Origin of the sequence: Bradyrhizobium zhanjiangense, assembly GCF_004114935.1 — a bacterium.
GTDB lineage: Bacteria > Pseudomonadota > Alphaproteobacteria > Rhizobiales > Xanthobacteraceae > Bradyrhizobium > Bradyrhizobium zhanjiangense.
In genome coordinates, this window is the sequence record NZ_CP022221.1 from 1,783,683 (window position 1) to 1,808,536 (window position 24,854).

General features: G+C 61.5%; 26 protein-coding genes and 1 pseudogene. 15 read left to right on the forward strand and 12 right to left on the reverse strand.

Annotation, left to right across the window (positions count from 1 at the left end; all coding sequences use genetic code 11):
• Window positions 1-624 precede the first annotated feature (624 nt).
• The 3 genes from merA to XH85_RS08595 are packed head-to-tail and all read right to left on the reverse strand — an operon-like array spanning window position 625 to window position 2,821.
• A complete protein-coding gene (gene merA, locus XH85_RS08585; protein WP_476727232.1) occupies window positions 625-2,115 on the reverse strand; it encodes a mercury(II) reductase in 1,491 nt (496 codons plus the stop codon).
• On the reverse strand, window positions 2,093-2,386 hold the full coding sequence (locus tag XH85_RS08590; RefSeq protein ID WP_128931547.1) for a heavy-metal-associated domain-containing protein: 294 nt from the start codon (window positions 2,384-2,386) through the stop codon (window positions 2,093-2,095). Before XH85_RS08590 ends, merA begins: the two co-directional genes overlap by 23 nt.
• 18 nt (window positions 2,387-2,404) lie before the next feature.
• The gene (locus XH85_RS08595) at window positions 2,405-2,821 is read right to left on the reverse strand and encodes a mercuric transporter MerT family protein (protein WP_128931548.1); all 417 of its coding nucleotides are present in this window, start codon (window positions 2,819-2,821) and stop codon (window positions 2,405-2,407) included.
• A 77-nt stretch (window positions 2,822-2,898) separates the two neighbouring features.
• Between XH85_RS08595 and XH85_RS08600 the strand changes: the two genes are divergently transcribed.
• The 7 genes and pseudogenes from XH85_RS08600 (at window position 2,899) to XH85_RS08625 (ending at window position 9,227) form a co-directional block, all read left to right on the forward strand.
• Window positions 2,899-3,327: a MerR family transcriptional regulator gene (locus XH85_RS08600; RefSeq protein ID WP_128931549.1), complete on the forward strand. Its 429-nt coding sequence runs from the start codon at window positions 2,899-2,901 to the stop codon at window positions 3,325-3,327.
• Window positions 3,328-3,559: 232 nt separating this feature from the next.
• Window positions 3,560-4,591: a DUF3179 domain-containing protein gene (locus XH85_RS08605; protein WP_208758091.1), complete on the forward strand. Its 1,032-nt coding sequence runs from the start codon at window positions 3,560-3,562 to the stop codon at window positions 4,589-4,591.
• 942 nt (window positions 4,592-5,533) lie between these two features.
• Entirely contained in the window at window positions 5,534-5,929 is a 396-nt protein-coding gene (locus tag XH85_RS08610; RefSeq protein WP_128931550.1) for a vitamin K epoxide reductase family protein, read from the forward strand.
• A 30-nt stretch (window positions 5,930-5,959) separates the two neighbouring features.
• Window positions 5,960-6,151 (forward strand): annotated as a pseudogene (locus XH85_RS47805) (hypothetical protein); the annotation flags it as partial.
• 6 nt (window positions 6,152-6,157) lie between these two features.
• Window positions 6,158-7,486, forward strand: a complete 1,329-nt coding sequence (locus XH85_RS08615; RefSeq protein WP_245473902.1) for a radical SAM protein — start codon at window positions 6,158-6,160, stop codon at window positions 7,484-7,486.
• Complete coding sequence (locus XH85_RS08620) at window positions 7,483-8,322, forward strand: class I SAM-dependent methyltransferase (protein WP_128931552.1); 840 nt, start codon at window positions 7,483-7,485, stop codon at window positions 8,320-8,322. The genes XH85_RS08615 and XH85_RS08620 overlap by 4 nt, the downstream gene beginning before the upstream one ends.
• A 152-nt stretch (window positions 8,323-8,474) precedes the next feature.
• Complete coding sequence (locus tag XH85_RS08625) at window positions 8,475-9,227, forward strand: C40 family peptidase (RefSeq protein ID WP_128931553.1); 753 nt, start codon at window positions 8,475-8,477, stop codon at window positions 9,225-9,227.
• A gap of 65 nt (window positions 9,228-9,292) precedes the next feature.
• Here XH85_RS08625 and XH85_RS45780 read toward each other — a convergent pair whose 3' ends face one another.
• The 6 genes from XH85_RS45780 to XH85_RS08655 form a co-directional block, all read right to left on the reverse strand.
• Window positions 9,293-9,505, reverse strand: coding sequence for a DUF302 domain-containing protein (locus tag XH85_RS45780; RefSeq protein ID WP_245473903.1), 213 nt, complete (start codon window positions 9,503-9,505; stop codon window positions 9,293-9,295).
• A gap of 299 nt (window positions 9,506-9,804) precedes the next feature.
• Complete coding sequence (locus tag XH85_RS08635) at window positions 9,805-10,338, reverse strand: hypothetical protein (RefSeq protein WP_208758093.1); 534 nt, start codon at window positions 10,336-10,338, stop codon at window positions 9,805-9,807.
• Window positions 10,335-11,060 carry a cytochrome c biogenesis CcdA family protein gene (locus XH85_RS08640; protein WP_128931554.1) on the reverse strand — a complete coding sequence of 242 codons (726 nt, stop codon included), beginning with the start codon at window positions 11,058-11,060 and terminating at the stop codon, window positions 10,335-10,337. The genes XH85_RS08635 and XH85_RS08640 overlap by 4 nt, the downstream gene beginning before the upstream one ends.
• A gap of 2 nt (window positions 11,061-11,062) precedes the next feature.
• Entirely contained in the window at window positions 11,063-11,443 is a 381-nt protein-coding gene (locus XH85_RS08645; protein WP_128931555.1) for a thioredoxin family protein, read from the reverse strand.
• Between the two features lie 161 nt (window positions 11,444-11,604).
• Window positions 11,605-12,216, reverse strand: coding sequence for a TlpA disulfide reductase family protein (locus XH85_RS08650; protein ID WP_164940716.1), 612 nt, complete (start codon window positions 12,214-12,216; stop codon window positions 11,605-11,607).
• Window positions 12,217-12,274: 58 nt separating this feature from the next.
• Window positions 12,275-12,607, reverse strand: a complete 333-nt coding sequence (locus XH85_RS08655; protein WP_128931557.1) for a hypothetical protein — start codon at window positions 12,605-12,607, stop codon at window positions 12,275-12,277.
• Between the two features lie 385 nt (window positions 12,608-12,992).
• Here XH85_RS08655 and XH85_RS08660 point away from each other — a divergent pair, with 385 nt between their 5' ends.
• From XH85_RS08660 to XH85_RS08690, 7 genes are all read left to right on the forward strand, one after another.
• On the forward strand, window positions 12,993-13,682 hold the full coding sequence (locus XH85_RS08660) for a haloacid dehalogenase type II (protein ID WP_208758094.1): 690 nt from the start codon (window positions 12,993-12,995) through the stop codon (window positions 13,680-13,682).
• 22 nt (window positions 13,683-13,704) lie between these two features.
• Window positions 13,705-13,935: a nitrate/nitrite transporter NrtS gene (nrtS, locus tag XH85_RS08665; protein WP_128931558.1), complete on the forward strand. Its 231-nt coding sequence runs from the start codon at window positions 13,705-13,707 to the stop codon at window positions 13,933-13,935.
• A gap of 147 nt (window positions 13,936-14,082) precedes the next feature.
• Window positions 14,083-15,330: a DNA polymerase IV gene (dinB, locus tag XH85_RS08670; protein WP_128931559.1), complete on the forward strand. Its 1,248-nt coding sequence runs from the start codon at window positions 14,083-14,085 to the stop codon at window positions 15,328-15,330.
• A gap of 324 nt (window positions 15,331-15,654) precedes the next feature.
• Window positions 15,655-16,959, forward strand: a complete 1,305-nt coding sequence (gene istA, locus XH85_RS08675; RefSeq protein ID WP_128931560.1) for an IS21 family transposase — start codon at window positions 15,655-15,657, stop codon at window positions 16,957-16,959.
• Window positions 16,959-17,819: an IS21-like element helper ATPase IstB gene (istB, locus tag XH85_RS08680; RefSeq protein ID WP_276339393.1), complete on the forward strand. Its 861-nt coding sequence runs from the start codon at window positions 16,959-16,961 to the stop codon at window positions 17,817-17,819. The genes istA and istB overlap by 1 nt, the downstream gene beginning before the upstream one ends.
• 379 nt (window positions 17,820-18,198) lie before the next feature.
• A complete protein-coding gene (locus XH85_RS08685; protein WP_128931561.1) occupies window positions 18,199-19,389 on the forward strand; it encodes a CaiB/BaiF CoA transferase family protein in 1,191 nt (396 codons plus the stop codon).
• A gap of 15 nt (window positions 19,390-19,404) precedes the next feature.
• On the forward strand, window positions 19,405-20,793 hold the full coding sequence (locus XH85_RS08690) for an MmgE/PrpD family protein (protein ID WP_128931562.1): 1,389 nt from the start codon (window positions 19,405-19,407) through the stop codon (window positions 20,791-20,793).
• Here XH85_RS08690 and XH85_RS08695 read toward each other — a convergent pair.
• The 3 genes from XH85_RS08695 to XH85_RS08705 form a co-directional block, all read right to left on the reverse strand.
• A complete protein-coding gene (locus XH85_RS08695) occupies window positions 20,780-21,724 on the reverse strand; it encodes a Bug family tripartite tricarboxylate transporter substrate binding protein (protein WP_164940717.1) in 945 nt (314 codons plus the stop codon). The two genes, XH85_RS08690 and XH85_RS08695, sit on opposite strands and share 14 nt — an antisense overlap.
• Before the next feature lie 80 nt (window positions 21,725-21,804).
• Window positions 21,805-23,307, reverse strand: a complete 1,503-nt coding sequence (locus XH85_RS08700) for a tripartite tricarboxylate transporter permease (RefSeq protein WP_128931564.1) — start codon at window positions 23,305-23,307, stop codon at window positions 21,805-21,807.
• A gap of 17 nt (window positions 23,308-23,324) precedes the next feature.
• The gene (locus XH85_RS08705) at window positions 23,325-23,810 is read right to left on the reverse strand and encodes a tripartite tricarboxylate transporter TctB family protein (RefSeq protein WP_164940718.1); all 486 of its coding nucleotides are present in this window, start codon (window positions 23,808-23,810) and stop codon (window positions 23,325-23,327) included.
• A 204-nt stretch (window positions 23,811-24,014) separates the two neighbouring features.
• On the opposite strand from XH85_RS08705, the gene XH85_RS08710 reads away from it, so the two are divergent.
• Window positions 24,015-24,773, forward strand: a complete 759-nt coding sequence (locus tag XH85_RS08710; protein ID WP_245473904.1) for an IclR family transcriptional regulator — start codon at window positions 24,015-24,017, stop codon at window positions 24,771-24,773.
• Window positions 24,774-24,854: the final 81 nt, after the last annotated feature.

The following is a 24,854-nucleotide window of genomic DNA, read 5'->3' on the forward strand; positions in this document are numbered from 1 at the left end:
CCTATCAGCCGTCGGAGCGATGTCGAGTGTGCCCGATCACATCAAAACTGACCTCTGTGTCAGAGACTGACTCATTAGTCATTCGCTCGCTCCTCCGTTCATCGGAACAGGCCTTCACACCTCGCGTTCGCTTCTAAGAGCTGAGGTGCAGGGCTTGGCTGAAATGGAGATGATCTATGTGGAAGAGCTTGTTTGCTGTGACTGCAGCCGTTGGATTTTGCGTTGCGATAGCCGGTCCTGCTGATGCGCAGCGATCTGGGATGGGTATGAGTGGCCCTGGCATGGCCGGTGCGCACACTGGCTTTAGCACTACCAGTCGAATGTCGCCGATGGCCACGCGCGGACCGATGATGTCGAGAGCGCAAATGCGTGGTCCCGCGTTCAGGCCGCCTGGCTGGAGTCATGGAAGAAAGGTCGGGTGGCACTGCCGCGTTGGGACCCGAGGGTGCATCCCGCCCGGTCTGCGTTAATGGAGTGACCATCCGCGGCCCTCACGTCTATCGTGGCCCTCACGTCTATCGTAGTGAGTTGAAGCGGGGAGCGCAGTGTCTTTTCGTGATCGTGCACGAGTCCTCTGCGTGCGTATTCTCTTTCGCTGTCGGCGCGTTCGGGCATCGATGACGATCACCCAGCGCAGCACGACAATTTGGCAATCTCCTTGGCAAACGACAGCGCCGCCAGCTTGAGGCCTTCGACGGTGGTCAGATAGGGAAAGATCGTCTCCGCGAGATCAGTGACGGTCAGGCCCTGCCGAATTGCCAACGTGGCGGTCTGAATGCTGTCCGCGCCTTCCGGTGCGAGGATGTGCGCGCCGAGCAGCCGGTCGCTCCGTGCATCCGACACCAGCTTGATCAGCCCACGGGTATCCCGAGCAGCCAGCGCGCGCGGCACCTGGTCGAGACCGATCGTGGAAACGCGCACGTCGTGCCCCGCGTTGCGTGCCGCGGCTTCCGTAAGGCCGACGCTTGCCACCTGCGGGTCGGTGAACACGACGACCGGCACGGCGCGGTCATCGTAGCGCTGGCTATCGCCATTCAAGGCATTGATCGCGGCGAGCCTGGCGCCATAGGCCGCCATGTAGACGAACTGGTCGCGACCAGTCACGTCACCGGCGGCGTAGATGCCGGTCCGGGTGGTCCGCATGTGCTCATCGACGACGATGCCGCCCTTTGGCGAGACGGCAATCCCGTGTTCGGTTAGCCCCAGGCCTTCGATGTTGGGTGTGCGCCCGGCAGCGATGAGCGTCTGGTCGGCTTCGATGGTCATGGTCCGTTCGCCGCGCGCGACTGTGAGCGCGATGCCTTCCGCCGTCTTCCGAATTCCGCAGTAAGCAACACCCGCGACCACGCTGATGCCCTCGTCCGCGAAATACTGCGTGAGCGCCGCGCTGATCTCGGGCTCGGCCTCGGGGAGCAGGCGGGACCGGCACACCAGCGTCACCTTTACACCGGCGCGTGCGAACATCTGGGCAAGCTCAGCCCCGACATAGCCGCCGCCGATCACGAGCAGCGACCGCGGCAGCGTTTCGAGATCAAGCGCCGTCGTGCTGGTCAGATACGGCACGGTCCCGAAACCGGGAATCGCTGGAACCGCCGGACGCGCGCCGGTCGCGATGATGATCTTCCTGGCTGGAATGTGCGCCCCGTCCACCTCGACCCCACCGTCGGCCAGGCGCACCAGCCCTTCTCGAAACGCGATACCGCCGTAAGTCGGCAGCAGCTCGATGTACTTGGCTTGACGGAGTTCGGCGACGAGCGCGTTCTTCTGGCGGACTGTTGCCCGCCAATCGGTGATCGTGGCCTCTGCCCTGATCCCAGCGAAGCGCGCGGCGACGCGCGCATTGTGAAGCTGCTCCGCGGCGCGGATCAATGTCTTCGATGGGACGCAGCCGACGTTGACGCAAGTGCCGCCCATGGTGCCGCTGCCGACGAGGGCCACGCGCGCACCTTGATCGGCGGCCGTGATTGCAGCCGAAAATCCAGCCGAGCCCGCGCCGACGACAACGAGGTCATAGGGGCCGTTGCTCGATCGGCGCCGACAATCCGATCGCATGGCGACATGCGCCGCACTTCCCGGGCCCCACTCGTCCATCTCAGCCGCCTTTCGGCTTTGCATGCGCAGGATAGCCTGCGTTCAAGCTCGCGGCCGCAATCGCGTCCGGATTCGTCTTTGCGTCATCGAAAGTCACGGTCGCGGTCTTGGCCGCGAATGAGATAGAGACCTTGGTGACGCCGCGCACTGCCGCCATCGAACTCTTCACAATGTAGGGGCAGGAGGCGCAGGTCATGTTATCGACGGCGAACGTGACCGTCCGCTCGCCGGCAACAGCTGCCGTGCCCGACATTGCGAGAACGAGCAGGGCGAAGACGCCAAAGCTCTTGTTCATGGGACGGCTCTCATCTTCTCAGGCCTCGAGCAGCAACGGAGCGACATAGTCGAAGGCAAAGGCGGCCAGCACGAGCAGCGTCGCAAGCCAGAGCGCTAGCTTAACGATACGGTTGGATATCGGACGGGCACAGACCGCGCCGTCGACGCAGGCCTGTCGTGGCTTCCAATAGACGAGGTAAAACCCATAGCCCAGTACCCCGGCCGTTCCGGCGACGAACAGCGGCTGGTAAGGCGCGAGCGCCGTGAGATTGCCGATCCACGCGCCGCCGATGCCAAGACCGAACAGGATGAGTGGCACGATGCAGCAGGAGGAAGCCACAAGCGCGCCCAGGATTCCGCCAACTGCAACCACGCGCTGCCGTTCGACCAGGTCGCGTTCCGGCGTGCCGGCGGGCGGCGCAATTCGTGCTGTTCCAGGTCGCCACTCCGTCATGTCTGGTCCTTGCTGGATTTTCAGCGGTGACGTAGCGTCCGACCTGTAGCGACTACAGGGTCAAGCGAGACTTTCCAATGAGTGATCACGCCGTCGTGAAGAGCATGCGGCGCGCCGAGCTCGCCCAGCGCACGGGCTGCAACCTGGAGACAGTGCGTTATTATGAGAAGGTCGGTCTTCTGTCCGAACCGCCGCGTACGCCGGGCGGCTATCGCAGCTACGACGCGGCGCACGAACAACGCGTTCGCTTCATCTTGCGAGCCCGCGAGCTCGGCTTCTCGCTTCGCGAAATCCGTGAGCTATTGCATCTCGTCGATGAACGCGACCAGCCTTGCGCCGATGTGCGCGCGGTCGCTGCGGCGCACCTCGATGACGTCAGGGCGAAGATCGCAGACCTGAAGCGGATGGAGCGGGTGCTCAAGGACGTGGTTGCCCGATGCGCCGACGGTACCCAGCCAGAGTGCCCGCTGATCAAGACGCTGTTCCGGGGCCGAGCGGTTACCTGATCGAAAATGCGCACGCGGCGCGATTGGCCCGCGGCCGATTCCGACACGTTCTCCGCATGAAATGAGCCTTCCTGTGGCTGCAGCGATCCTGGCTGCGGAATGGTGCGGACAAGTAACCTTGTTGGGTGATCGAGCGAACAGCTTGGAATCGACGCAGATCGCGAATTGGAGGCGCTGGGGCACGATCCTCGGCGGCGAGCCATTGAGATCTGGATCTGGAACTTGCCTCCGAGTGACTGTGCTGGCGGTGGTGGCGCTTGTCGCCCAGGCCATCATGGCTGTGGGCAGAGGCGTGGCTGAGCCCGCCAGCTGGCGCGCAGAATGGCCTCACACCGATTTTTCGCAGCACACTGTCCCGCTGCAGGAGATTAAATCGGGCGGGCCGCGCAGGGACGGTATTCCGTCGATCGACAAGCCTCGGTTCGAGCGGCTCAACGACGGCGCTGCATCCGGATGGGCCACCCGTGTCGGCAACGCGGAGCCGGTCATCTCGCTCGTCATCCGCGACGACGCGCGAGCGTATCCCCTAAGTATTTTGATCTGGCATGAGATCGTGAACGATGTTGTCGGGGGGACTCCAGTAACCGTCACCTATTGTCCGCTCTGCAATGCCTCGCTCGTTTTCGAAAGCACGGTGGAAGATCGTATTCTCGATTTCGGCACGACGGGCAAACTCCGGAACTCGGATCTTGTGATGTACGACCGTCAAACAGAGAGCTGGTGGCAGCAGTTCGGGGGCGACGCCATCGTCGGCGTCATGAGCGGGAAGCATCTTCGCCTGGTTCCGTCACGCCTGGAATCCTTTGGTCGTTTCCGTCAGCGTTTCCCACAAGGGCAGGTGCTGATCCCCAACGATCCGGCCGTGCGAAGGTACGGCACGAATCCCTACGCCGGATATGACGCCGGCGGGCGACAGCCGTTCCTGTATGATGGCTCCTTGCCCCACGGCATCGATCCGATGGAACGGGTGATCGCGGTCGAAACCCGGCCGAGCCATTACGAGGCCTGGTCGCTGCCGCTGCTGAGAGAACGCGGCACGATCGAGGCTGGCGACATCGTCATCAAATGGGAAGCAGGGCAAACCTCGGCGCTCGACAAGGGGACCATCGGAGGTGGCCGCGACATCGGCAACGTGGTGGTGCAGCGTCAGCAAGACGGACGACTGTCCGATATTCCGTATGACCTCCCATTTGCATTTGCATTCCACGCGTTCAGGCCGGGCAGCCCTATTCACAAGAGAACTCCGGCGGGTTCTGAAAATTGAAACGAACCTTCCCCAGGACAAATCCGTCTCTGAGGCTTACGCCGGGCCGATCGAAAGTGTCCTGTTGGCCGCTGCCTCACGTCAACAGCATTCTGATCGAAACGGCGCTCCAACGGCCATGACGCCGACGTATCGCGCTAGCTCGCGGCAGCAGTTGCCCGCCGGACTGGCTGCCAGCGGGACGATTATGTCTCGTACCTCGCGGGCGTGGCAGTCGGCTGCGGCTGTTACATGGTAAGAAATGTCGACGTGAAAGCGTAACCTCCGCAGCGATAGCTCCGAATTAATCACTAGAAGTGCACATCACGCGCTCCAACATCTAGTGATCTCGACTTGCGCGCAGCCAGACTTCTTGAGCGGTGAGATACGCAAAGAGGAGAGCCCTCGCATTTCTAGGATCGAATGAATCTGTGTGCGCATGCTGGTTTTCGAGGAGTTACCAAACCTCACCTTGACATGGAGGAAACCGATGACCAAACTCACAATTCTCAGCGCCGCGACTATTCTGTCGATGATGGCGGCAACGCCAGTGTTCGCGCAGGCGGCCTTTCAGGCGCAGGAGCCGGCTGCGGTCGCATCTTATTGGCGCCCTAATGCAAATATCCCGAACGTAAGCGTGCACAGCTCTGCGCGCGGCATGGGTGCGTTGGCATACTTGTCGCCTGGCAGGAGCCACGCGAAGCGGCACGTTGCGCGCTAGATCGCTTCACCGGCAGCGGTGAAGGTGGCGCGGTGCAAGATGAACCACGCCGAAGTCCGCTGCCGGGTGTCGGCCCGGCAGCGCATTTTTTGCCGCAGACGTTGCTCTGGCCCAGGTAACCTTCCGCGCGCATCAGCGAACCTCTACTTGCGGGTCGAGCGTCCGTGACTAGCAGGCTGACGCACGTCCCCGGCGTCCCGATCCGAGCAGGAGCCCGCCCGAATATCACCTGGTCCCAAGCCATGAACATTTATCGGCTCATTGCGTTTGGTGTGGCGGCTGTCAGTGCGGCAGCCATGATCTACGTTGGGCTTTATCAGAGCCGGCTCGTGGGACGATTGCTATGTCCGATCTTCGGCGACGGATGCGAAGGAGTCGCCGACGCCCCCTTTGCACGGCCGTTCGGCATTCCCGATGGCTATATCGGCGCCGTTCTTTACGCTGTCGTCCTCGGCTTGTTGCTCGCGCCGCCCGTCCGTTGGGTCTGGATCGCGCTGTTCGTGCTTTCGACTGCTGCGACGTTCGCGAATATTCTTGGCGTGCGCGACATGATGAATTTTGGGAGTTACTGCTTCTACTGCCTGACCACGACGGTCCTGTCCCCTGTGCTGCTCTGGTCGGTATGGCAGTTGAGATGACGATTCGGGTGCCCGTAGGCGGGGTTTGGCATGGACACTGATCTGACCATTGGCGCCAATCGTCCAATCGCGGACCATCTCCGCGCGGACGCGGATTACGTGTTCTACGAGTTGACGCGAAGCATCTGCCCCGATTGCCGGCGTGTCATCGACGCCAAGATCCTTCTGCGTGACAACAAGGTCTATATGAGCAAGCGTTGCCCCCAATGCGGGCCATTCGTGTCGCTCGTGTACGGCAATGCCGAGGCCTACGTTTCGTTCGCGCGATACAACAAGCCCGGGACGATTCCGCTGGCACATGGCACGAGCGTCGACCGCGGCTGTCCGCACGATTGCGGCCTTTGTCCGGACCACGAGCAGCATGCGTGTCTCGGCATCATAGAGGTCAACAGCGCCTGCGACATGGATTGTCCGCTTTGCTTTGCCGACGCGGGACCAGGGTTCAGCCTGACGCTCGAAGAAGTGGAGCAGGTGCTCGACGACTATGTGCGAACCGAAGGCCGGCCCGAGGTTGTGCAGTTTTCCGGTGGCGAGCCGACGATACATCCGCAGATCATCGACTTCATTCAGGCCGCCAAGGCTCGCGATATCCGGTTTGTCATGCTCAATACCAACGGCAAGCGCATCGCCCGTGACGATCGCTTCCTTGAAAAGCTCAGCGAGGCGCGGCCCACCCTGTATTTCCAATTCGATGGTTTTGAACGGGAAACCTATCGGATCATACGCGGCGAGCCGGATATTCTGGGGGAGAAGCTCCGGGCGCTGGACCGGCTTGCGCAGATCGGGCTGGACGTCACCATCGTCCCCGCCATTGAGCGGGGAGTCAATGAGCACGAAATCGGCAGGATTGTCGAATTCGCAATCGGGCATCCCGCAATCCGGGGGATCACGTTCCAGCCGGCATTCCACGCCGGCCGATACATGGCGCACGATCCGCTGCGCCGGATGACAATCCCCGACATTGTGCAACTGATCGAGGTGCAGACCGCGGGCAAGTTCGTCGCCAGCGACTTCGTGCCGGTGCCGTGCTGCTTTCCGACGTGCAATTCAGTCACCTATGCCTTTGTCGAAGGTGACGCAGTGACGCCGCTGCCCCGCATTCTCAATGTTAACGACTATCTCGACTATATTACCAACCGCATCGTTCCAGATTTCAGCCACGAAGTCAGGACGGCGCTCGAGGGCCTTTGGTCGTCCTCTTCCGTTGCCGGTTCGGCGAAGTCTCTTCAGCAGGTCGCAACCTCGTGTCAGGCTTGCGAGCTTCCCGACGGTCTGGCGATCCACGCTATCGCGAAAAGCATGATCATGATCATGCTCCAGGACTTCATGGATCCCTGGACCTTCAATCAGAAGAACCTCATGAAGTGCTGCAAGGAGTTTCTGCTTCCCGGCGGCAAGCAGATTCCGTTCTGCGCGTACAATACCATCGGCTATCGCGAGCAGGTGCGGCGGCAGTTGAACGCCATGGAGCCCGAGCGGCGGCGGGCGCGGCGCGAAGGGCGTCCCTATGAGCCGAGGCCGATCGTGTTTGATTTTGCGGGCGGGAGCTCCAAGTGAGCGACGAGTCGACCGGCCACGGCAATTCAAAGACCTCGGCTCGCGACCTCTCGCCTCCGGACATAAAGCAATGCTGTGCGGCTGTTTACGATAGCGATGCTGCGAAGCTGTTGCTTGGCGGCTCGTTTCATCCGGGCGGTGTCAAGCTTACGGAGCGGCTTGGTCAGCTGCTGGACTTGAAGCCTCAGACCCGCGTCCTGGACGTCGCGGCGGGCAGGGGAACAAGCGGGATTTTCCTCGCCAAGCGATTCGGCTGTGAGGTGGTCGGCGTTGACTTTAGCCAGAAGAACGTTGAGGACGCCAATTGCACCGCGCAGGAGATGGGTTTGGCCGAACGAGCGTCGTTTCGGTGGGCCGATGCGGAGCGGCTGTCGTTTGCCGACAGCTCGTTCGACGCAGTCATCTGCGAGTGCTCCTTCTGCCTCTTCCCGGACAAGCAGGTTGCCGCCAGCGAGTTCGCGCGGGTGCTCGCAGCCGGTGGTCAGGTCGGATTGAGCGATCTGACGCGAATGGAAACGTTGTCGCGAGACCTCGATGGCCTGATGTCCTGGATCGCGTGCATCGCCGATGCGCGACCGCTCACGGCTTATGTCGCACATCTCTCCGCCGCCAATCTGGCGGTACGGATCGTCGAAGAACACAACCAGTTACTCGCTGAATTCGTGAATGGGATACGCACGCGGCTTCTCGCCGCCGAGATCGCGGCAGGATTAGGGAAGCTTGTCCTGCCGGGCTTCGATCTCGATGCGGCCAAGAAGCTCGTCAGGTCTGCTCAGGAGGCGATTGCGCAAGGCAAACTTGGCTACGCAATCGTAACGGCAATCAAGCCTGCGTAGTGACAAGGGTGGCGGGAAGGGTGCAGTAGCGCGGAACACCCTTAGGCTCAATACCACCCCGCATCATAACGAAAGGTCCTGTGCAACGACGATTCTGATGAAGCTGGCTGCCAGAATCCGTTTCTGACATCTATAGAGCGACGAAGAATCCGATGCGTAACACACTGGCAAAGATCGGCAGGGGTCTCGCGAGTTTTCTGAGCAGGGAACGGCATGTCCATGGAGCAACTCCGCCCACTCCGCCGGATCGGCTACTCTCCTATCTGGAGCCCGCCGACGTGTTGCTGGTCGACGGCAATTCGCAGATCAGCACGGCAATCAAATATTTGACGCAATCGACCTGGTCGCACGCCGCCCTCTATGTCGGCGCCTTCGGCGAAGGACGCCTTGCTCGATCGACGCACCGCTTCATCGAAGCGGATCTCATGGAGGGCGTTCGCAGCGTCGGCGTCGAGGCGTTCGCGGGCATGCCATCTCGAATCTGCCGGCCGGTGGGACTGACCGAGGCAGAACGCCGCGCCGTCACCGGCTTTGCGATCGCCCACCTCGGACATCGCTATGATCTCAAGAACGTCATTGATCTCGCGCGCTATCTGTTGCCGACCCCGCCGGTCCCCGTGCAAATTCGCCGCCGCATGATCGCGTTCGGAAGCGGCGATCCAACCCGGGCCATTTGCTCCACGCTGATCGCCCAGGCCTTCCAAGCGCTACAATACCCCGTGCTTCCCTTCGTCGAGTATCGCGCCGCGGCAACGGAGGACTGTCCCGAGTGCATTGACGAGATCATGCACATCCGCCACCACTCCCTGTTCGTTCCACGCGATTTCGATGTCTCGCCTTACTTTCGTATCGTCAAACCGACGATAGAAGGCGAATTCGATTTCAGGACATTGAAATGGAGCTGAAGGAGAGTCGGACGGCGGACCGATTTTCCGGTTCACGACAGAGTCTGTGGCAGCTCGCCGTCGAACTATTTTTCTCTCGCTGCCTGCTCGGCGATCTTCGCAAATATTTCGTCAAGCTCGGCCGCAACTCCCTTGAGTGCATCCTTGCCCTCATCGGCGTACGGTGCAAACACGGTCGTTGGCTTCTTGTACGACAGAGTGGCCGTGCCGTCCGGATTTTCGGTCACATAGAAGCGAATTGGCGCCTCGATGCCGGCCGACACACTTGCATCCAGCATGCGCCTCGCGAAATCGTTTCGAAAAACACCCACAACCCGTTGCCCGGAATGTGGATGCTGGTCGCCTTGGCTCCCTCCGACGCGCTCGCCGACGTGACGAGGCCCATGTGTTGACCTTTTACGGTACTCTCAAGTCTCTCACCGAGAGTGGAGAACGGGTAACGCGTATCGATCACGACCCATCCGCTTTGTGGCCTGATCGTGCCTGCAGTCGCCGGGGATATTGCTATCGATAAAGCAGTGACGGTCACGAAGATCCGATACATGACCAGCTCCTTTCGGCATCACCATCGCGAAACCTACTGAACTAGCTCACCCTCAAGAACGAACCGGCGCTCCGTCGGGCCCGTTGCCATTATATGGAAGGTCCCGGCGCCCTTGAGCTTGTCCAGCTTTCCGGTGCCGCTCACGACCTGCCACACGCCATTGTCCAGAAGCTTCGGTTTGCCGTCCGGCCCAGGAACGAAGATCGCCTGGATCGTCCACTTGATGTAGGCCTTGTCTCCATCCGCCTTGGTGAATTCGAGATAGCCGCGGGGCTCGCCGCCCACGCCTGGTACGATGTCGTGGGCGCCGTACTCCTCAACCGTCGCGCCGGCGAGAACGCCCTGACCTTCGGATTTGCCTTCGCGATGAACGAGCAAAAAGAAATGTTTGCTGCCGTCGGCGAAGTCGAGGCGAAGCGCCTCCTTCTGGGCAACAAGTGCTTCGAATTTGACCGTCTCCGCTTTTGCGGTGGACACCGCAACCGCGATCAGTCCGACGATGAGTGCATATTTGATCGCAAGGTGTTTCATGGCTCTGTTCCTCATTGAAACAATCGACCGCTTCATAACCGCGTCGTCACGGTTACCAGCCAGTCTGGCATGGCGCGGGTCAGGGAGGCCTCGATGATCTTGTCGAGGCCTGTGAGGACAAAGGTGCCGATGCCGACCAAGGCCGCACCCATTAAAGGCTTGCCAATATGCGACACTCGCGCCAGCCAATCGCGCCGCGCAAAGACGGCTTGTCTCGAGCCGTAGGCGAGTGCGAGGATCGGCGTTGCCGCACCCAAACCGAAACTGATCATGATTGCCGCAGCCGTAGAGACGCTGTCGCCTTCGGCCGCGAGCCCGACTGCCGCCCCAAGCGTCGGACCTGAGCAAGGAGACCAGATAACCCCAAGGAGGGCGCCAAGAACGAATTGGCCAGCGATTCCCGACGGCTGGAGTCGGTCAAGCACCATCTGGCCCCTAGTCGCGACGGGCGTCGCAATCGTTGTCAATCCTTCTTGAAGCGCGGGAACGAGAAGGACAATGCCCATGCCGGTTATCAGAGCCGCGATCGCGAGGCGCAACATCGACGGATCGAGCCCGATGCTGAATCCGACCGATGCGATGGCAACTCCCATCGCCGCAAAGGAAGTCGATAGGCCCGCGGCCAGCGCCAGCGGTCCCCATGCATTTTGCTCGATCACTCCAAAAAGAACGATCGGCAATATCGGCAACACGCACGGGGACAACGTCGATAGCGCTCCGGCTGCGTAGCCGAGACCCAAACTGCCGAGACCAACCATCGTCAGAACGCCTTCGCGATCATCGCGCGGATGAGCGCGGGGTTGGTTTCGGCCGTCGAGCGCGTGACCTCCTTGTCGCCCCGAAAGATGATAAGCGTGCTCTGGTACTGGACGCGGAACCGCTTCAACACGTCTTTAGCGGTGTCAAAGTCGACCTCGTAGACAACCAGATCCGGCTTTTCCTTTTCGATCTCTTGGACAATCGGACGCTGTTGCCTGCAGGTTGGACACCAGGAGGCGGTAACGTCGACGAGAATGGCTTTGTTCGCAGCTTGGGTGGATCTAAATGCATTGGCGTCGAACGGCTGTCCCGCCTCGGCGATGAGTGACGATGCAAGGAGCGCCGCCGCGATCAGCAAGACTTTATAGGTTTTCAAGAGCATGATCTGTCAGTCTCCGTCGGATAGCGCGAACCTCAGGGTAGTTCGCTCGGAGGACAGAAAAGGTTACTAGGTCGCGTGAAAAAAAGTCGGCTCGTCCGAAAATTGACGCGGCGGACGAAGACGAAGGCCGCGGCGTCACCTCCGATGACCCTTCGCTTGCACTAAGCGTTGCGGAGGTATTCGATGAGGTCGTTCGCAGCAGCCGACGACCAATCCGCTGCGCCCGGCATGTATCCGATGATCAGTCCGGAACTTGCGATGAGATAGGTAATCGGCATCCCGTAAAGCACGAACGGAGCATTCCTCTCATTGCTGCTATCCGGAGATGCGACGTAGCCGTTGGGATCCAAATAGATCGGGAGGGTCCGCAGCTCGAGCGTCGTGACGAAGCGCTCAACCGCCGCTCGACCATCTCTATCCTCCGAAACCGCAGCGACGTACAGGCTCCCGCGCCAGGCGTTTCTGTATTGTCGCTCCAGACGCGGCAGTTCAGTACGGCAGGCGGCGCACCACGATGCCCAGAAATTCAAGAGGACCGGCTTGCCGCGAAGGGACGACAGATCGACCGTGCCGCCTTCAAGCCGAAACAGCCTGGTTGATGGCAGCTCTCGCTGCGGGCGAACGATCGTAAATTGATATCTGCCGGGTTCGAAGTTGGGAATGTTTCGAGCTTGCGGCGCCGCAATCGCAGGGGTTGCGAGGGACGTAACCGCCCCGATCAGTCCAGAGACGACGATATCCCGCCGCGACGGAACATTGACCCCGGTGCGCATCGGAGCTGGGCCGGATCGGCGCGTGACCACTGGAAGGAGCCTCCATTTCGTGCGGGCTTCAACCGGCAATCTCATCGACCTTTAGCACTGGCGACAAGCGAGGAACGGCCGGCCGAAACGCAATGAACGGCAACAGCGGGTTCGGCAGCCAATACATCCATCCGACAAACGGCTCCCTTGTTCCGTCGGGGAGGTGCAGATCGAGCCAAACGTACAGAAATTTATAGATGCAGAGTCCGGGCACCCAATTTGGCCGCAGGTAGTTCGTCTTTAGACACTTTCGGCTGATGTAGAGGTTTTCTTCAAAGGGCAAAATCCCCCAAAATCGGAGCGGGCCCTCGGCGATGACCTCGCCGCTTGATCGATGGGTGACGCGGATAGAGGGAGCCATGGTTCGCATATCGCCCGTTACGTAAAATTGCGCTCCTGTAGAGTTCGTACCCCAGGCAGGAAAGGTTACCCAATGAAGCGGCTGAATCTGGTCAACTTGAAAGGGAGATCGACACCAAAAGCGAATTATTGAGCAACCTTCGGTCGGGTGGGGACGAACGGGGCACGATGGCAGAATCGTTATCGGAAGAGCTGAGTGGGCCGCGCACGTCAAAAGATGACCGCTCGGCACGCAATTCGATGTATGCTGGACTGGCGCTCTTTGCCTTTCGTCGCGTGCAGAGGCTCAAACTTTGCTGTCGGTCGAACCGCTGTTCAGTAAGGCTCGGAGGTCAATTTGCTCTTTTTGTGCGCAGGACACGATAGTCCACTGATGGAGGTAGACCATGGCCGCCAACTTGTCGCTTGCCGCGCGGGCCTATGTCTTCGATGCGTACGGAACGCTATTCGATTTTGTGTCAGCAACGCGGCGTTGCCGCGACGTGCTTGGCGACGGCTTCGATAAGCTAACTGCCCTTTGGCGCGAAAAGCAGCTCCAATATACCTGGCTCCGCGCCGCACAAGGACGGCATGCGGATTTCTGGCAGGTGACGGGTGATGCATTGGACGTTTCTTTGGAGACCTTGATGCTCGATCAACCCGGGCTTCGCGATCGATTGATGGGGCTCTATTTGACGCTCGATACCTTCCCTGAGGTGCCCGAGGTACTCCAGCAGTTGAAGGCCGCCGGATTAAAAACCGCGATCCTGTCGAATGGAACGCCTGAAATGCTCGACTCGGCAGTAAAGCATGCTGGCATCGACGGTTTGCTTGATGCCGTATTTTCGGTCGAGGAGGTTGGGGCCTATAAGCCGGATCCACGCGTTTATCAGCTCGCGGTTGATCGGCTGGGCATTCCGGCCTCGCAAATTTCCTTTCAGTCCTCAAACGCCTGGGACGCTTACGCTGCATCCGCCTTTGGAATGAAGGTCGTCTGGTGCAATCGGTATCGTCAGCGCAAAGAGCGTCTGCCAGGTCACCCCGACCATGAAATCGAAACGCTTGCCGAACTGCCAAGGATCGTCGGAGCAGTTTGATGCATGCAGGGCTGGGAGACGGATGGTGACGTTGAGGCTCGCATGCCGTTATGCATTCTCTGATGGCGTGCCTCGCCGTTCGCTTGTTGTTGCCCTTGTTGTGGGGACGGTGCTGAACCTCATTAATCAGGGCGACGCATTATTTGGCGCAATGCCAATCAATTGGTTCAAGATTACTCTTACCTACTTCGTGCCGTATGCTGTTTGCACCTATGGTGCAGTTTCCTTCCGAATTCGCAAAATGCGTGCCTAGCTGCGACGGAGCGGCCTTGGATCGGCGGACACGCTCAAATTCCGGGTTGACTGGTTGGCAGAATGTTCCTATTTTGTTCCCATGCAGTCGATGTGCTGTCGAGGACAGCATCAAACTCCAATCAGAAGTCGCGGGTGAACGATCGGGATGGCAACGACAGCCACGATCCTTCATGCAGACCTGGACGCTTTTTATGCCTCGGTTGAGCAGATGCTCGACGCTTCGCTACGCGGCAAACCCATCGCCGTTGGTGGCGGGGTTGTGCTTGCCGCTTCTTACGAAGCCAAGGCCTTCGGGGTCCGTAGCGGAATGCCGGGACGCCAGGCACGTGAGCTATGCCCACAACTCACCTTTGTCACCGGCCATTTCAAAGACTACCAACGGCTAGGCGATGCCGCCATCAAGGTGATCGGCGATTTCACACCCCTCGTCGAGCGGATTTCCATCGACGAGGCCTTTGCCGACGTCGCGGGCTGCACCCATCTCTTCGGCACGCCTGCCGAAATTGCAATGGCAATCCGCCAGCGGGTGCGCACCGAGCTTGGCCTTCCGATCTCAGTGGGTGTCGCGCGAACCAAGCATCTGGCGAAAATTGCCTCGCAAGTGGCCAAGCCCGACGGGCTCGTGGTTGTCGATCCCGACACCGAGCTGGAATTCCTTCACCCACTCACCGTCGACCTGATGTGGGGAGTGGGTCCGGTCACGAAGGCGCGGCTGGCCGAGATCGGCGTGCTGACTATCGGACAGCTGGCAAAGACACCGGGATGGTCGCTCGAGCGGTTGCTCGGTCCCGCGGCAGGGGAGAAACTCGCAGCGCTGGCGTGGAATCGCGATCCGCGGGAAATCAAGTCTCACCGCCGGGCCAGATCGGCAGGAGCGCAGTCAGCGATTGGCAGGAAACCGGCCGTGGAGCGGGTTTTTCGACCCACCCTGGTTCACCTTGCGGATCGAGTCGCCACGCGACTCCGCGCCAAGTCCAGGCCTGGCCGAACGGTGACGGTCCGCGTTCGCTTCGCCGACCTGAGCTCGGTCACGCGCTCGATAACGCTCGATGCGCCGATCTTCGCGACCATGATCCTCGCTGAGCTGGCCGAGGATCTGGTGCGCGCGATCCTTGCAAATCACCCGGACGAGAAGATCATCTCGCTATTGGCGATCTCGGTGTCGCATATCGAGGAGCACTGGGATCCTGAGCTGGAACTCCCGTTCGGACTTGAAGAGGAAGGGCGCCGCCCCGGCAGCAGGCTAGGCATGGCGCGTTGGGCGGCAGACTGTGCCATCGACAAGATCCGCGATCGCTTCGGATGGGACGCGATCGGATATGGCTCAGCAGCCTTGGGTATTTCTCGTTTCGTGCCCGACGAGTTTCGCAAACTCGCCGAAAAGGACCTGTAACCACCGCCAGTCATGGGTTGTTGTGCCTCCGTGATTTGAGCCTAGTCCGAGACCATTTAAGGCAGCGACGGATCGCGCACGAACGGCGGTTTTTGGCGGACTATCGAGGCGCCTCTTCTCCAGTTAGGCTGCTCGCCGATAAGAAAATAGCGCTCCTGTAGCGGACCACTGACTCGAGCCCCCGACACGCCGGGGAAAGCGGCAGTGCAGCTGCCGGGCCCTCGATTGGATCACAACTTGAGCCGAATGTCGCGCGCCATGGAAAACTGCCCCCTCAGCGTCACGAGGAATTGCCCCCTCCTCGGATAGCTGAGGAGAGAGTGAATGAAGCAGGAACGAATCACTGAAGGCTCGACGTGGAGTGATCCACGGGGGCAGGTGATGAAGACGCCGGATGACGTGGCGGAGATGTTGCGCCTGAGGGCGTGCGGGTGGGGTGTGAAGCGGATTGCGCGGCAGCTGGGCTGCAGCCATCACACGGTGAAGGACTACGTGGCGGCGGGCGGGGTGAAGCCGTTCAAGTCGCCTGAGCGGCCGAAGCGTCTCGACGGCCTTGAGGGTTGGCTGCGCGAGAGGCTCATTCGGCATCGCGGCAATGCCGACGTGGTGCGCCAGGACCTGTTGGCCGAGAAAGGCGTGATCGTCAGCCGGCGGACGCTGCAACGCGCCGTGCAGCCCTATCGCCAGGCGCTGAAGGCGGAGGCGCTGGCGACGACGCGGTTTGAGACGCCGCCGGGCCGGCAGCTGCAGATCGACTTCGGGGAGCGCCTGGTCGAGATCGGAGGGGCGAAAGTCAAGGCATTCGTGTTCGTGGCAACGCTCGGGCATTCGCGACGGCTCCATGTGCGTGCGTTCCGGGCCGAGAGGCAGGAGCATTGGTTCGCCGGGCTCGAGAGTGCATTCACGACCTTCAGCGGTGTGCCGGAGGAAGTGCTGATGGACAATCCTCGGGCGCTTGTCGTGCGCCACGACGCGGTGAGCCGGTCGGTTCAGTTTAACGACAAGCTGATAGCCTTCGCAAAACATTGGGGCTTCCGTCCTCGCGCTTGCGCGCCATATCGGGCGCGCACGAAGGGCAAGACGGAGAACGGCGTCGGCTACGTGAAGAAGAACGCGATCGCCGGTCATTCCTTCCCAAGCTGGGAAGCATTCGAGGCGCATCTCGACAGGTGGGAGCGTGAGGTTGCGAACGTTCGTATCCACGGCACGACCGGCGAGGCGCCGATCATTCGCTTCGCGCGTGACGAGATACATCGGTTGAAGCCGCTCGGCGGGCAGCCATCGTTCGGATCCTTGCGTGAACTGACCCGCGTCGTCGGCAATGATTGCGCCGTCGAGATCGACACGAACAGCTACTCAGTGCCGTGGCGCCTGATTGGCGAGCGCGTGGCGGTGACGATCGCGGCCGGCGAAGTGCGGATCCGCCATGGATTGCACCAGGTTGCGCTCCACAAGCAATCGGAGGGACGCCGGCTGCGGATCGTCGACTCCGCTCATCTCGATGGTGTTGCTGGTTGCGATGGCGCGGTCCGCCGGGCGGAGATCGCGGCGGTGCTGGCGCCGTCTCCACCACCGTCGTTGTTACGCCCTCTTGCCGAATACGAAGCCGTGGTCGGAGGAAGCTTCTGATGGCGCGGGCAAAGAAGATAATGGAAGCAACGGCCGATCCGCTCGATGCCATGCTGGCGCGATTGCAGCTCTCCGGCATCCGCGATCAGCTCGACAGCCTGCTCGACGAGGCGGCGCGCGCAAACCTGTCGGCGCGTGAGACGCTGATCCTGCTGTGCGAGCGCGAGATCGCTCGCAAGGATCATCGCCGCATCGAGATGGCGCTGAAGCTCGCACACTTCCCTGCCGTGAAGGAACTGGCGGGCTTCGACTTCGAGGCGCAGCAGTCGATCGATCCGAAGCAGATCCGCGACCTGGCCGCGTCACGTTGGATCGCCAACGGCGAGAACGTGCTGCTGCTCGGACCGCCGGGCGTCGGTAAGACGCATCTGTCGATCGCGCTCGGGCGAGAGGCGATCCTGGCCGGGTACACGGTGCAGTTCACCACGGCGACGACGCTGGTCGCGGGCCTTGCCAAGGCGCATGGCGAACGGCGTCTGGACGAGAAACTGCTCGCGCTGTCGAAGCCAAAGCTACTGATCGTCGACGAGCTCGGCTACCTGCCGCTGGAACCTGACGCGGCACATCTGTTCTTCCAACTTGTCAGCCGGCGCTACGAAACTGGCGCCATGCTGATTACCTCGAACCGCAGTGTTGCCGAATGGGGCACCGTGTTCGCCGATCCCGTGGTCGCCACCGCGATCCTCGACCGGCTCTTGCACCACAGCCACGTGCTGACGATCCGCGGCGACAGTTACCGGCTCCGCGCCAAGCGCAAGAGCGGCCTCATCCAGCCGCCGCCCGCCGGTGACGGCCCTCCGGTCGGCTCCGCCTCCCTCCGGCCCGTCACCGTCGGAAACAACCTTCAACCGAGATCATAACCCAGACGGTGGGGGCAGTTCTTCATGACGCAAAGGGGGCAGTTCCGGATGGCGTTTGACACCGAATGCCGGTATCGGTGGTGGCGCCTTCCGATTTGACCTCCGAACGGGATCCTATCACCGGCAAACGAACGGCAGTTGCGGCGGCCGGGGCGAAACGCACTCTTTTTCAACTCCGCGACATACCCTGTGGCGGCGTGATCTCGGGTGAGTGGATGGCGTACTCGCGCCCCTCTACCCGAGCGGGCTAGGCAAACGTTTCACTTGATGGAATTTGGGGGCTGATGGTGCTCGTGGGCGGGATAAACTGGCCGCGATCACGTGCCTGCCGGGAATACTAGGCTGCACCGGCATTCCCAATAGGACATAGGTGGAGCAAATGACCAAAGCTTTCGGAGGCATCCGAATTGTCGATTCGACGCACGTTCTAGCTGGTCCGTTTGCGAGCTATCAGCTCGGCGTCCTCGGTGCAGAAGTCATCAAGCTCGAATCTCCGCACAGTCCCGACCAGGCCCGCCTGCAGGGCAGCGACAGGGGCATGAACGACCGGAGAATGGGAACCTCGTTCATGGCTCAAGCATCCAACAAGAAGGCGATCGCGCTCGACCTGAAATCCGAAGGCGGCCGGAAAGCGCTGCTGCGGCTGCTCGAAACCGCGGATGTCTTCGTGCAGAACTTCCGTCCCGGCGCCTTCGACCGGCTCGGACTGTCCTACGACGAGGTGCGAGCGCTTAATCCGCGCCTGATCTACTGCTCGATCTCGGCCTTTGGCGCGACCGGGCCGAGACGCGAGGAGACCGGCTACGATAACGTGATCCAGGCTTCCTCCGGAATGATGGCGATGACCGGCTATGGCGACGGCCAGCCGTTGAAGAGCGGGGCCCAGCTCGTCGACTACGGCACCGGCTTCGCCGCCGCCTTTGCGATCTCAGCCGCGCTTTTCCAGCGTGAGAGGACGGGCGTCGGACAGCATATCGATGTATCCATGTTCGACGTGGCGCTCATGCTGTGCTCCTCGCACATTGCTGGCCTGACATGGAACGGCTCTCATCCTAAGGCGAAAGCGAATCGGTTTCCTTTTGCCACGATCGGCTGTTACCGCGCATCCGACACCGATATGATGATCGCCGCATCGAACGTGGCGCAGCAGCGCCGGCTGTGGACGGCATTGGGCCGGGAAGATCTGATCAAGTCCAACAACAACCAGCGCCTCGACGCCCACGCCGAAGAGGAGGCGGCACTCAGCGCGATCATCGCCACGCGGCCCGCGGCGGAGTGGGAAGCATTGCTGCGCAAGCATCGCGTTCCGGCCTCGCGCGTTCGTACGCTCGCGGAGGCGATCGCCGATCCCCAGGCCGTTGCGCGAGGCGTCGTTCAGAATGCCGGACTGCGCGGCTCGGGGCAGCAAGAGCTTGGTGTCGCCCTAGCTGGCTTCAAGATGTCGGCAAGTCCGGCTGAACTGACGTCGCCCCCGCAGCCGGTCGGATCTCACACGGTCGAGGTCCTTGAATCCTTGGGCTATGGTGAGGCCGACATCGCCGCGCTGAAGGCGCAAGGTTCGATCGGCTAGAGGGAGGTTTTTGCTTTGCGCAATCCGTTGATCGCGCTTGCGGAGGCTGCGGCAGCTTGGCGTGAAGCGGAGCTTGCTCCGGAGATCGAATGGGCGGCTCGGCGTGCGGTGCTTGACTGGTTTGCAACGATGCTTCCGGGGCGCCGGGAGAAGCCTGCGGCACTGGTCGTCGACGCTTTAGCGGAGGAGAAAACCTCGGGGCGCGCGATCTGCTATGTCGATGGATCACTCCGGTCTCCGCGCCAAGCCGCCATGCTCAACGCAGTTGCCAGCCATATCGTCGAGTTCGACGACATCTTCCGGGACGGGGGCTATCATCCGGGTAGCTCGACTGTTTCAGCCGCTCTCGCAATCGCTCAGCATCAGGGCCTTTCTGCCAGGGCGTTTCACCGGGCCGTCATCGCCGGCTATGAAGTCGGATGCCGGGTGTCTCTCGCTGTCCAGCCCAGCCATTATGCATTCTGGCATACGACCTCGACGGTGGGCACCATCGGCTCCGCCGTCGCGGGCGCCGTTCTGCTGGACTGCGATGCCGAGGCAATCGCCCATGCCATGGCGCTGGCGAGCAGCTTCGCGGGCGGACATCAGCAGAATCTGCAGGATGAGGGGATGGCAAAGGCGATGCATCCCGGTCACGCGGCCGAGGCCGGCCTGCTGGCGGCGGTCTGTGCAAGGCAGGGCATCACCGGATCGATGGCGAGTTTCCACGGATCGAAAGGCTTTGCCGCCGCAACCAGCCATTCCGCGGGGGATTGGGACAAGGCACTGCATGGTCTCGGTGAGTGGACGCCAATCGCGCGCATGACGGTGAAAGCGCACGGCTGCTGTGGCCACATCTTCCCGGCGATCGATGGGTTGAAGGCGATGCAGCGGGCGTCAGGCTTTGCAGCCGAGGACGTTGCTGCGATCCACGTCGAAGGCTACGGGGCGACCTACCAGATGTGCAATCGGCCTGATGCGATCACGGCCCAGGACGCGCGCTTCAGTTTGCAATATTGCCTCGCGGCTCAACTGGTGCTGGCAGCGGTGCGGCTCGAAGCGTTTCGGCCGGCTGCGCTCGCCGATGCTCGCATCCGGCGCCTGATGCCGCGTATCACCGTCAGCGAGGCGGCCGATCTTGCCGCTGCCTATCCAGGCCGGCGCATGGCCCGGCTCGCGGTCACGTTGCGCGACGGCCGACGGATCGACCATTTTCAGAGGACGCGGAAGGGAGATCCAGAGGATCCCCTCAGCGATGACGAGCTCGTCGGCAAATTCACGGAGCTCGCCGGCTCCGTCGTCGAACGCGACGGCGCCGAAAGATTGATGAATTCGGTGTTGTATGGGAGTGACTTGCCCGGAACGGTTCGGCTCAGGCCGCGACCTCTGGCCAGTGGGAATGATCGGAGGCTTACTCCATTCTGATATCTGCAGCCTTGATGACCTCTCCCCATTTCTTCGTTTCCGACGCAAGAAAGCTTCCGAAAGCGGAGGGCGACATGGCAACGGGCGATATTCCCAAGGCGTCGAGTTTGGAGATGGCGTCGGTCTCGCCCAGTGCAGCGTTCAGTTCCTGGCTCAAGCGCGCGACGATGGTTTCAGCCGTACCTTTCGGTGCCACGAGCCCGTAGAAGTTCGTTGCTTCGTATCCGCCGATATGCTCGCCGATCGCTGGAATGTCCGGCAATGTCGGCAGGCGGTGGGCGGACGTCACGCCAAGCGCACGCAGGGTCCCCGATTTGATGCTTGCCGTCGATGAGACCGAAGACGCGAATCCAGCCTGGACGTGCCCGCCGATGAGGTCCTTCAGAACGGGCCCGCCGCCCTGATACTGCACGAATAGACAATCGGTCTTCGACATCTGCGAGAACAGCGCAGCAGCCAGATGCTGCGGGCTACCATTGCCTGGCAGTCCCATGCTTGTTGCACCCGGGTTCTTGCGAGCCAGCTCGATGAATTCGGGGAGAGTCTTTGCGGGAACGTCCGGGTGCACAACCAGGATGTTGGGTACGAGACCAATGCTTCCGACCGGCGTCGAGTCCGCGAGGAAATTGAACCGCAGCTTTGGATAGAGTGTCGCGTTCGCCGCATTGGCGGTGCTCGCGAGCAGCAGCGTATAGCCGTCGGCCGGCGATCTTAACGCGGCCTCCGTGCCGATATTCGCGCCGCCGCCGGCACGGTTCTCCGTGATGAAGGGCGCCTTGAGCTGCTCGGACAGCCGCTGTCCGATCAACCGGGCGATGATGTCCGTCGCCCCGCCCGGAGCATAGGGCGAGATGAGCTTGACAGGCTTGGATGGGTAATCCGACGTCGCGGCGAGGCCCGGCCTGCTGCCGGATGCGGCAGTGGCGATCAAGGATAGCGCGGCCAGCACCTCGCGCCGGTTGAACTGCATCATGACGTATTCCTTCCTTTCTGAAGGGGCAGAGCTTGCGCTTACTCTTCCTGGAAGGCTTCCTCGCGCGTGACCGAGAATGAAGGCAGCAGCACGAGCGCGAGCAAGATGAGGGCGAGCGCCAGCATGCCCGCACTGATTGGACGGGTCAGCAGCACCAGCGGATCACCCTTGGACAGCAGGAGCGCACGGCGCAGAAACTCCTCCATCATCGGGCCAAGGATGAATCCCAGCAGAAGCGGAGCCGGCTCGCAGTCCAGCTTCTTGAAGACGTAGCCGATGACCCCGAACAGTGCCATCAGGTACACGTCGAAATGCGCGTTGTTGAGGCTGAAGACGCCGATCGCGCAGAACACGATGATCATCGGGAAGAGGTATCGATAGGGGATCGTGATCATCTTCACCCACATCCCGATCAGGGGCAGGTTCAAGACCAGCAGCATCAGATTGCCGATCCACATAGATGCAATCAGGCCCCAGAACAGCGCGGGCTGCTCGGTCATCACGGATGGCCCGGGCTGAATGCCCTGGATGATCATTGCTCCGATCATGAGCGCCATCACCGGGTTCGCCGGGATACCAAGTGTCAGCATCGGGATGAACGACATTTGCGCGCCCGCATTGTTCGCGGATTCGGGCGCCGCGACGCCCTCGATAGCGCCCTTGCCGAACTCGTGCCTGTTTCTCGACACCTTCTTCTCGAGCGCGTAGGCGCCGAAAGAGGCGAGCGCGGCGCCGCCGCCGGGCAGGATACCGAGGATCGAGCCGAGCGCAGTCCCACGCAGGGTAGGCGCAACCATCCGCCGGAAATCCTGTTTGGTCGGCCACAATCCTTTCACTTCATTGATTGAGACGTCGCGGCTGGCTTCCTGCTGCAGATTGGCGACGATCTCGCCGATGCCGAACATGCCCATTGCTACGATGACGAAACCGATGCCGTCGGACAATTCAGGCAGGTCGAATGTGTAGCGCTGCAGGCCTGAGTTCACGTCCGTTCCGATCAGGCCGAGCAGCAATCCGAGCACGATCATGCCGAGCGCATGCAGGATAGAGCCGTGCGCGAGGACGATGGAGGCGATCAGGCCGAGCACCATCAGCGAGAAATATTCGGCGGGGCCGAATTTCAGGGCGACCTCGGCAAGCGGCGGAGCGAACAGCGCGATCAGCAGCGTGCAGACGGTGCCGGCAAAAAATGAGGCAAGCGCGGCGGTGGCGAGCGCGCGTCCAGCCTTGCCTTGGCGTGCCATCTGGTGGCCGTCGAGTGCCGTGACCACCGAGGACGTCTCCCCGGGCAAATTGACTAGAATGGCGGTCGTGGAGCCGCCGTATTGCGCGCCGTAGAAAATGCCGGCGAGCATGATCAATGCGGTGACCGGCGGCATGGCAAAGGTCGCCGGCAGCAGCATGGCGATGGTTGCGGCCGGCCCAAGCCCGGGCAGAACGCCGATCGCGGTTCCCAGAAAGCACCCGATCAGGGCGTACAGCAGATTGACGGGCGTCATCGAGGTCTGAAGCCCGAGCAGAAGGTTGGCGAAGATGTCCATGGTAAGGCTCTCCGGACTCAGCGTTGTGGAGCGATGACGGCGGCGTGCTCGAACCACGAACCGAGGATCGGCATCGGCACGCCGAGACCTTTTACGAAAACAAGGATGCAGAAGACGGTCAGGCCCACGAGAACCAAAAGGCTCTTGAAGTCGTAGACGGATTGTTGCGAAGCCAGCGCCGAGATGATGACGAGGGCGGGCAGGGCGAACACCAGCCCGGCGGTATCGATCAGGAAACCGAACGCCATGACGGCAGCGGTGATCAGCCCGAGTTGTTTCCATGCGATCCGGCCGACGGGGGACCCTTGGGCAACGAATGAGCGAACGATGGAAATGACGCCAAAGGCGCCCAGGATCCAGCTTAGGGTCAGCGGAAAGTAACCTGGCCCCATCCGAGAGGCGGCGCCCATCTTCAGGTCGCGCCCAAGCCAAAGGAATGCGGCAGCCAGCAGAACGTAGAGAAGGCCTGCCCAAAAGTCCTTTTCAGCCCTTACCCTGATCAAGGTGGTATCCTCCCATGTTCTCTTGATTGTGCCGGTCGCTCTCCCGCCGGTTGGGGCGGGTACAGCTCCGATTGTCGCCGCGACCAAAGCGCGCCGATTGCACTATTTCGATGAACCTATATCGACAAATCTGACGGATTAGGCTGTGCTAATTCCACTAGGTGAAACGGTGGCTCCATGACGGACCGGCACGACAGGGATGGAATGAACCGCTCGCTGGAGCGCGGCATAGCGATCATGCGCGCGTTCAAGCCAGGCCTCAGCGAGCTCGGCAACGCCGAGATCGCGGAGCGGACCCGTCTGCCGAAGGCGACCGTGAGCCGTCTGACGCGCACCCTGGTGTCCGCGGGCATGCTGGAGAGGGATGCCGCCCAACGGGTCTACCGCCTTGCGCCTGCGGTGCTGAGCTTCGCCCATGCAATGCGCTTGAGTTCGCCGATTTTGTCGGTAATCGCGCCGCTGATGCGGGCGGAAGCAACCCGAAGACACGTGAACGTCGGATTGGCGGCGGCCGACGGCGATATGATGGTCTATCTGGAATCATTCCGCTACAGCCCCCGCGCAAGCTTCCGGACGGTTGTCTCGGGGCAGCGCGTGCCGGTGGAACTAACGTCACTTGGGCGGGCCTATCTCTGGGCGATACCACGCGAGGATCGGGACCGTGAACTGGCAGCAATCGCAAAGCGCCGCCCAAAGGGATCTCGTCAGTTTCGCCACGACATCGAACGATCGTTCGCCGAACTCGACGAACTCGGCTATTGCGCAGTCCGATGGCAGCCGGGCGTGATGGCGGTCGCGACGCCACTCCGGTTCGATGAGTTGGAGCCGCACTCGCTAAACATGAGCCTTGCGAGCGATGAGCCCTTGGCTGACGCCAGGCGGCGGCTGGGACCGTGGTTGCTCGACCTGAAGCGAAGATGTCTCGAAAAGCTCGAGTCGAACGCCGTGCGTGACACCTATTGAGGTGACGGCGCCCTCGGCCGCCGACTGGCTGCGGCAGCGATCCCGATTCCAGCAGGTGGAATTGACCGAGCATCAAGCGGC

What these genes read in the sequence shown, in the direction of transcription:
- merA (WP_476727232.1), bottom strand. Translation starts at nt 2,115, where the DNA reads ATGCAAAGCCGAAAGGCGGCTGAGATGGACGAGTGGGGCCCGGGAAGT.
- XH85_RS08590 (WP_128931547.1), bottom strand. Translation starts at nt 2,386, where the DNA reads ATGAACAAGAGCTTTGGCGTCTTCGCCCTGCTCGTTCTCGCAATGTCG.
- XH85_RS08595 (WP_128931548.1), bottom strand. Translation starts at nt 2,821, where the DNA reads ATGACGGAGTGGCGACCTGGAACAGCACGAATTGCGCCGCCCGCCGGC.
- XH85_RS08600 (WP_128931549.1), top strand. Translation starts at nt 2,899, where the DNA reads ATGAGTGATCACGCCGTCGTGAAGAGCATGCGGCGCGCCGAGCTCGCC.
- XH85_RS08610 (WP_128931550.1), top strand. Translation starts at nt 5,534, where the DNA reads ATGAACATTTATCGGCTCATTGCGTTTGGTGTGGCGGCTGTCAGTGCG.
- XH85_RS08625 (WP_128931553.1), top strand. Translation starts at nt 8,475, where the DNA reads ATGCGTAACACACTGGCAAAGATCGGCAGGGGTCTCGCGAGTTTTCTG.
- XH85_RS45780 (WP_245473903.1), bottom strand. Translation starts at nt 9,505, where the DNA reads ATGCTGGATGCAAGTGTGTCGGCCGGCATCGAGGCGCCAATTCGCTTC.
- XH85_RS08635 (WP_208758093.1), bottom strand. Translation starts at nt 10,338, where the DNA reads ATGAAGCGGTCGATTGTTTCAATGAGGAACAGAGCCATGAAACACCTT.
- XH85_RS08640 (WP_128931554.1), bottom strand. Translation starts at nt 11,060, where the DNA reads ATGGTTGGTCTCGGCAGTTTGGGTCTCGGCTACGCAGCCGGAGCGCTA.
- XH85_RS08645 (WP_128931555.1), bottom strand. Translation starts at nt 11,443, where the DNA reads ATGCTCTTGAAAACCTATAAAGTCTTGCTGATCGCGGCGGCGCTCCTT.
- XH85_RS08650 (WP_164940716.1), bottom strand. Translation starts at nt 12,216, where the DNA reads ATGCGCACCGGGGTCAATGTTCCGTCGCGGCGGGATATCGTCGTCTCT.
- XH85_RS08655 (WP_128931557.1), bottom strand. Translation starts at nt 12,607, where the DNA reads ATGGCTCCCTCTATCCGCGTCACCCATCGATCAAGCGGCGAGGTCATC.
- XH85_RS08660 (WP_208758094.1), top strand. Translation starts at nt 12,993, where the DNA reads ATGGCCGCCAACTTGTCGCTTGCCGCGCGGGCCTATGTCTTCGATGCG.
- nrtS (WP_128931558.1), top strand. Translation starts at nt 13,705, where the DNA reads ATGGTGACGTTGAGGCTCGCATGCCGTTATGCATTCTCTGATGGCGTG.
- dinB (WP_128931559.1), top strand. Translation starts at nt 14,083, where the DNA reads ATGGCAACGACAGCCACGATCCTTCATGCAGACCTGGACGCTTTTTAT.
- istA (WP_128931560.1), top strand. Translation starts at nt 15,655, where the DNA reads ATGAAGCAGGAACGAATCACTGAAGGCTCGACGTGGAGTGATCCACGG.
- istB (WP_276339393.1), top strand. Translation starts at nt 16,959, where the DNA reads ATGGCGCGGGCAAAGAAGATAATGGAAGCAACGGCCGATCCGCTCGAT.
- XH85_RS08685 (WP_128931561.1), top strand. Translation starts at nt 18,199, where the DNA reads ATGACCAAAGCTTTCGGAGGCATCCGAATTGTCGATTCGACGCACGTT.
- XH85_RS08700 (WP_128931564.1), bottom strand. Translation starts at nt 23,307, where the DNA reads ATGGACATCTTCGCCAACCTTCTGCTCGGGCTTCAGACCTCGATGACG.
- XH85_RS08710 (WP_245473904.1), top strand. Translation starts at nt 24,015, where the DNA reads ATGAACCGCTCGCTGGAGCGCGGCATAGCGATCATGCGCGCGTTCAAG.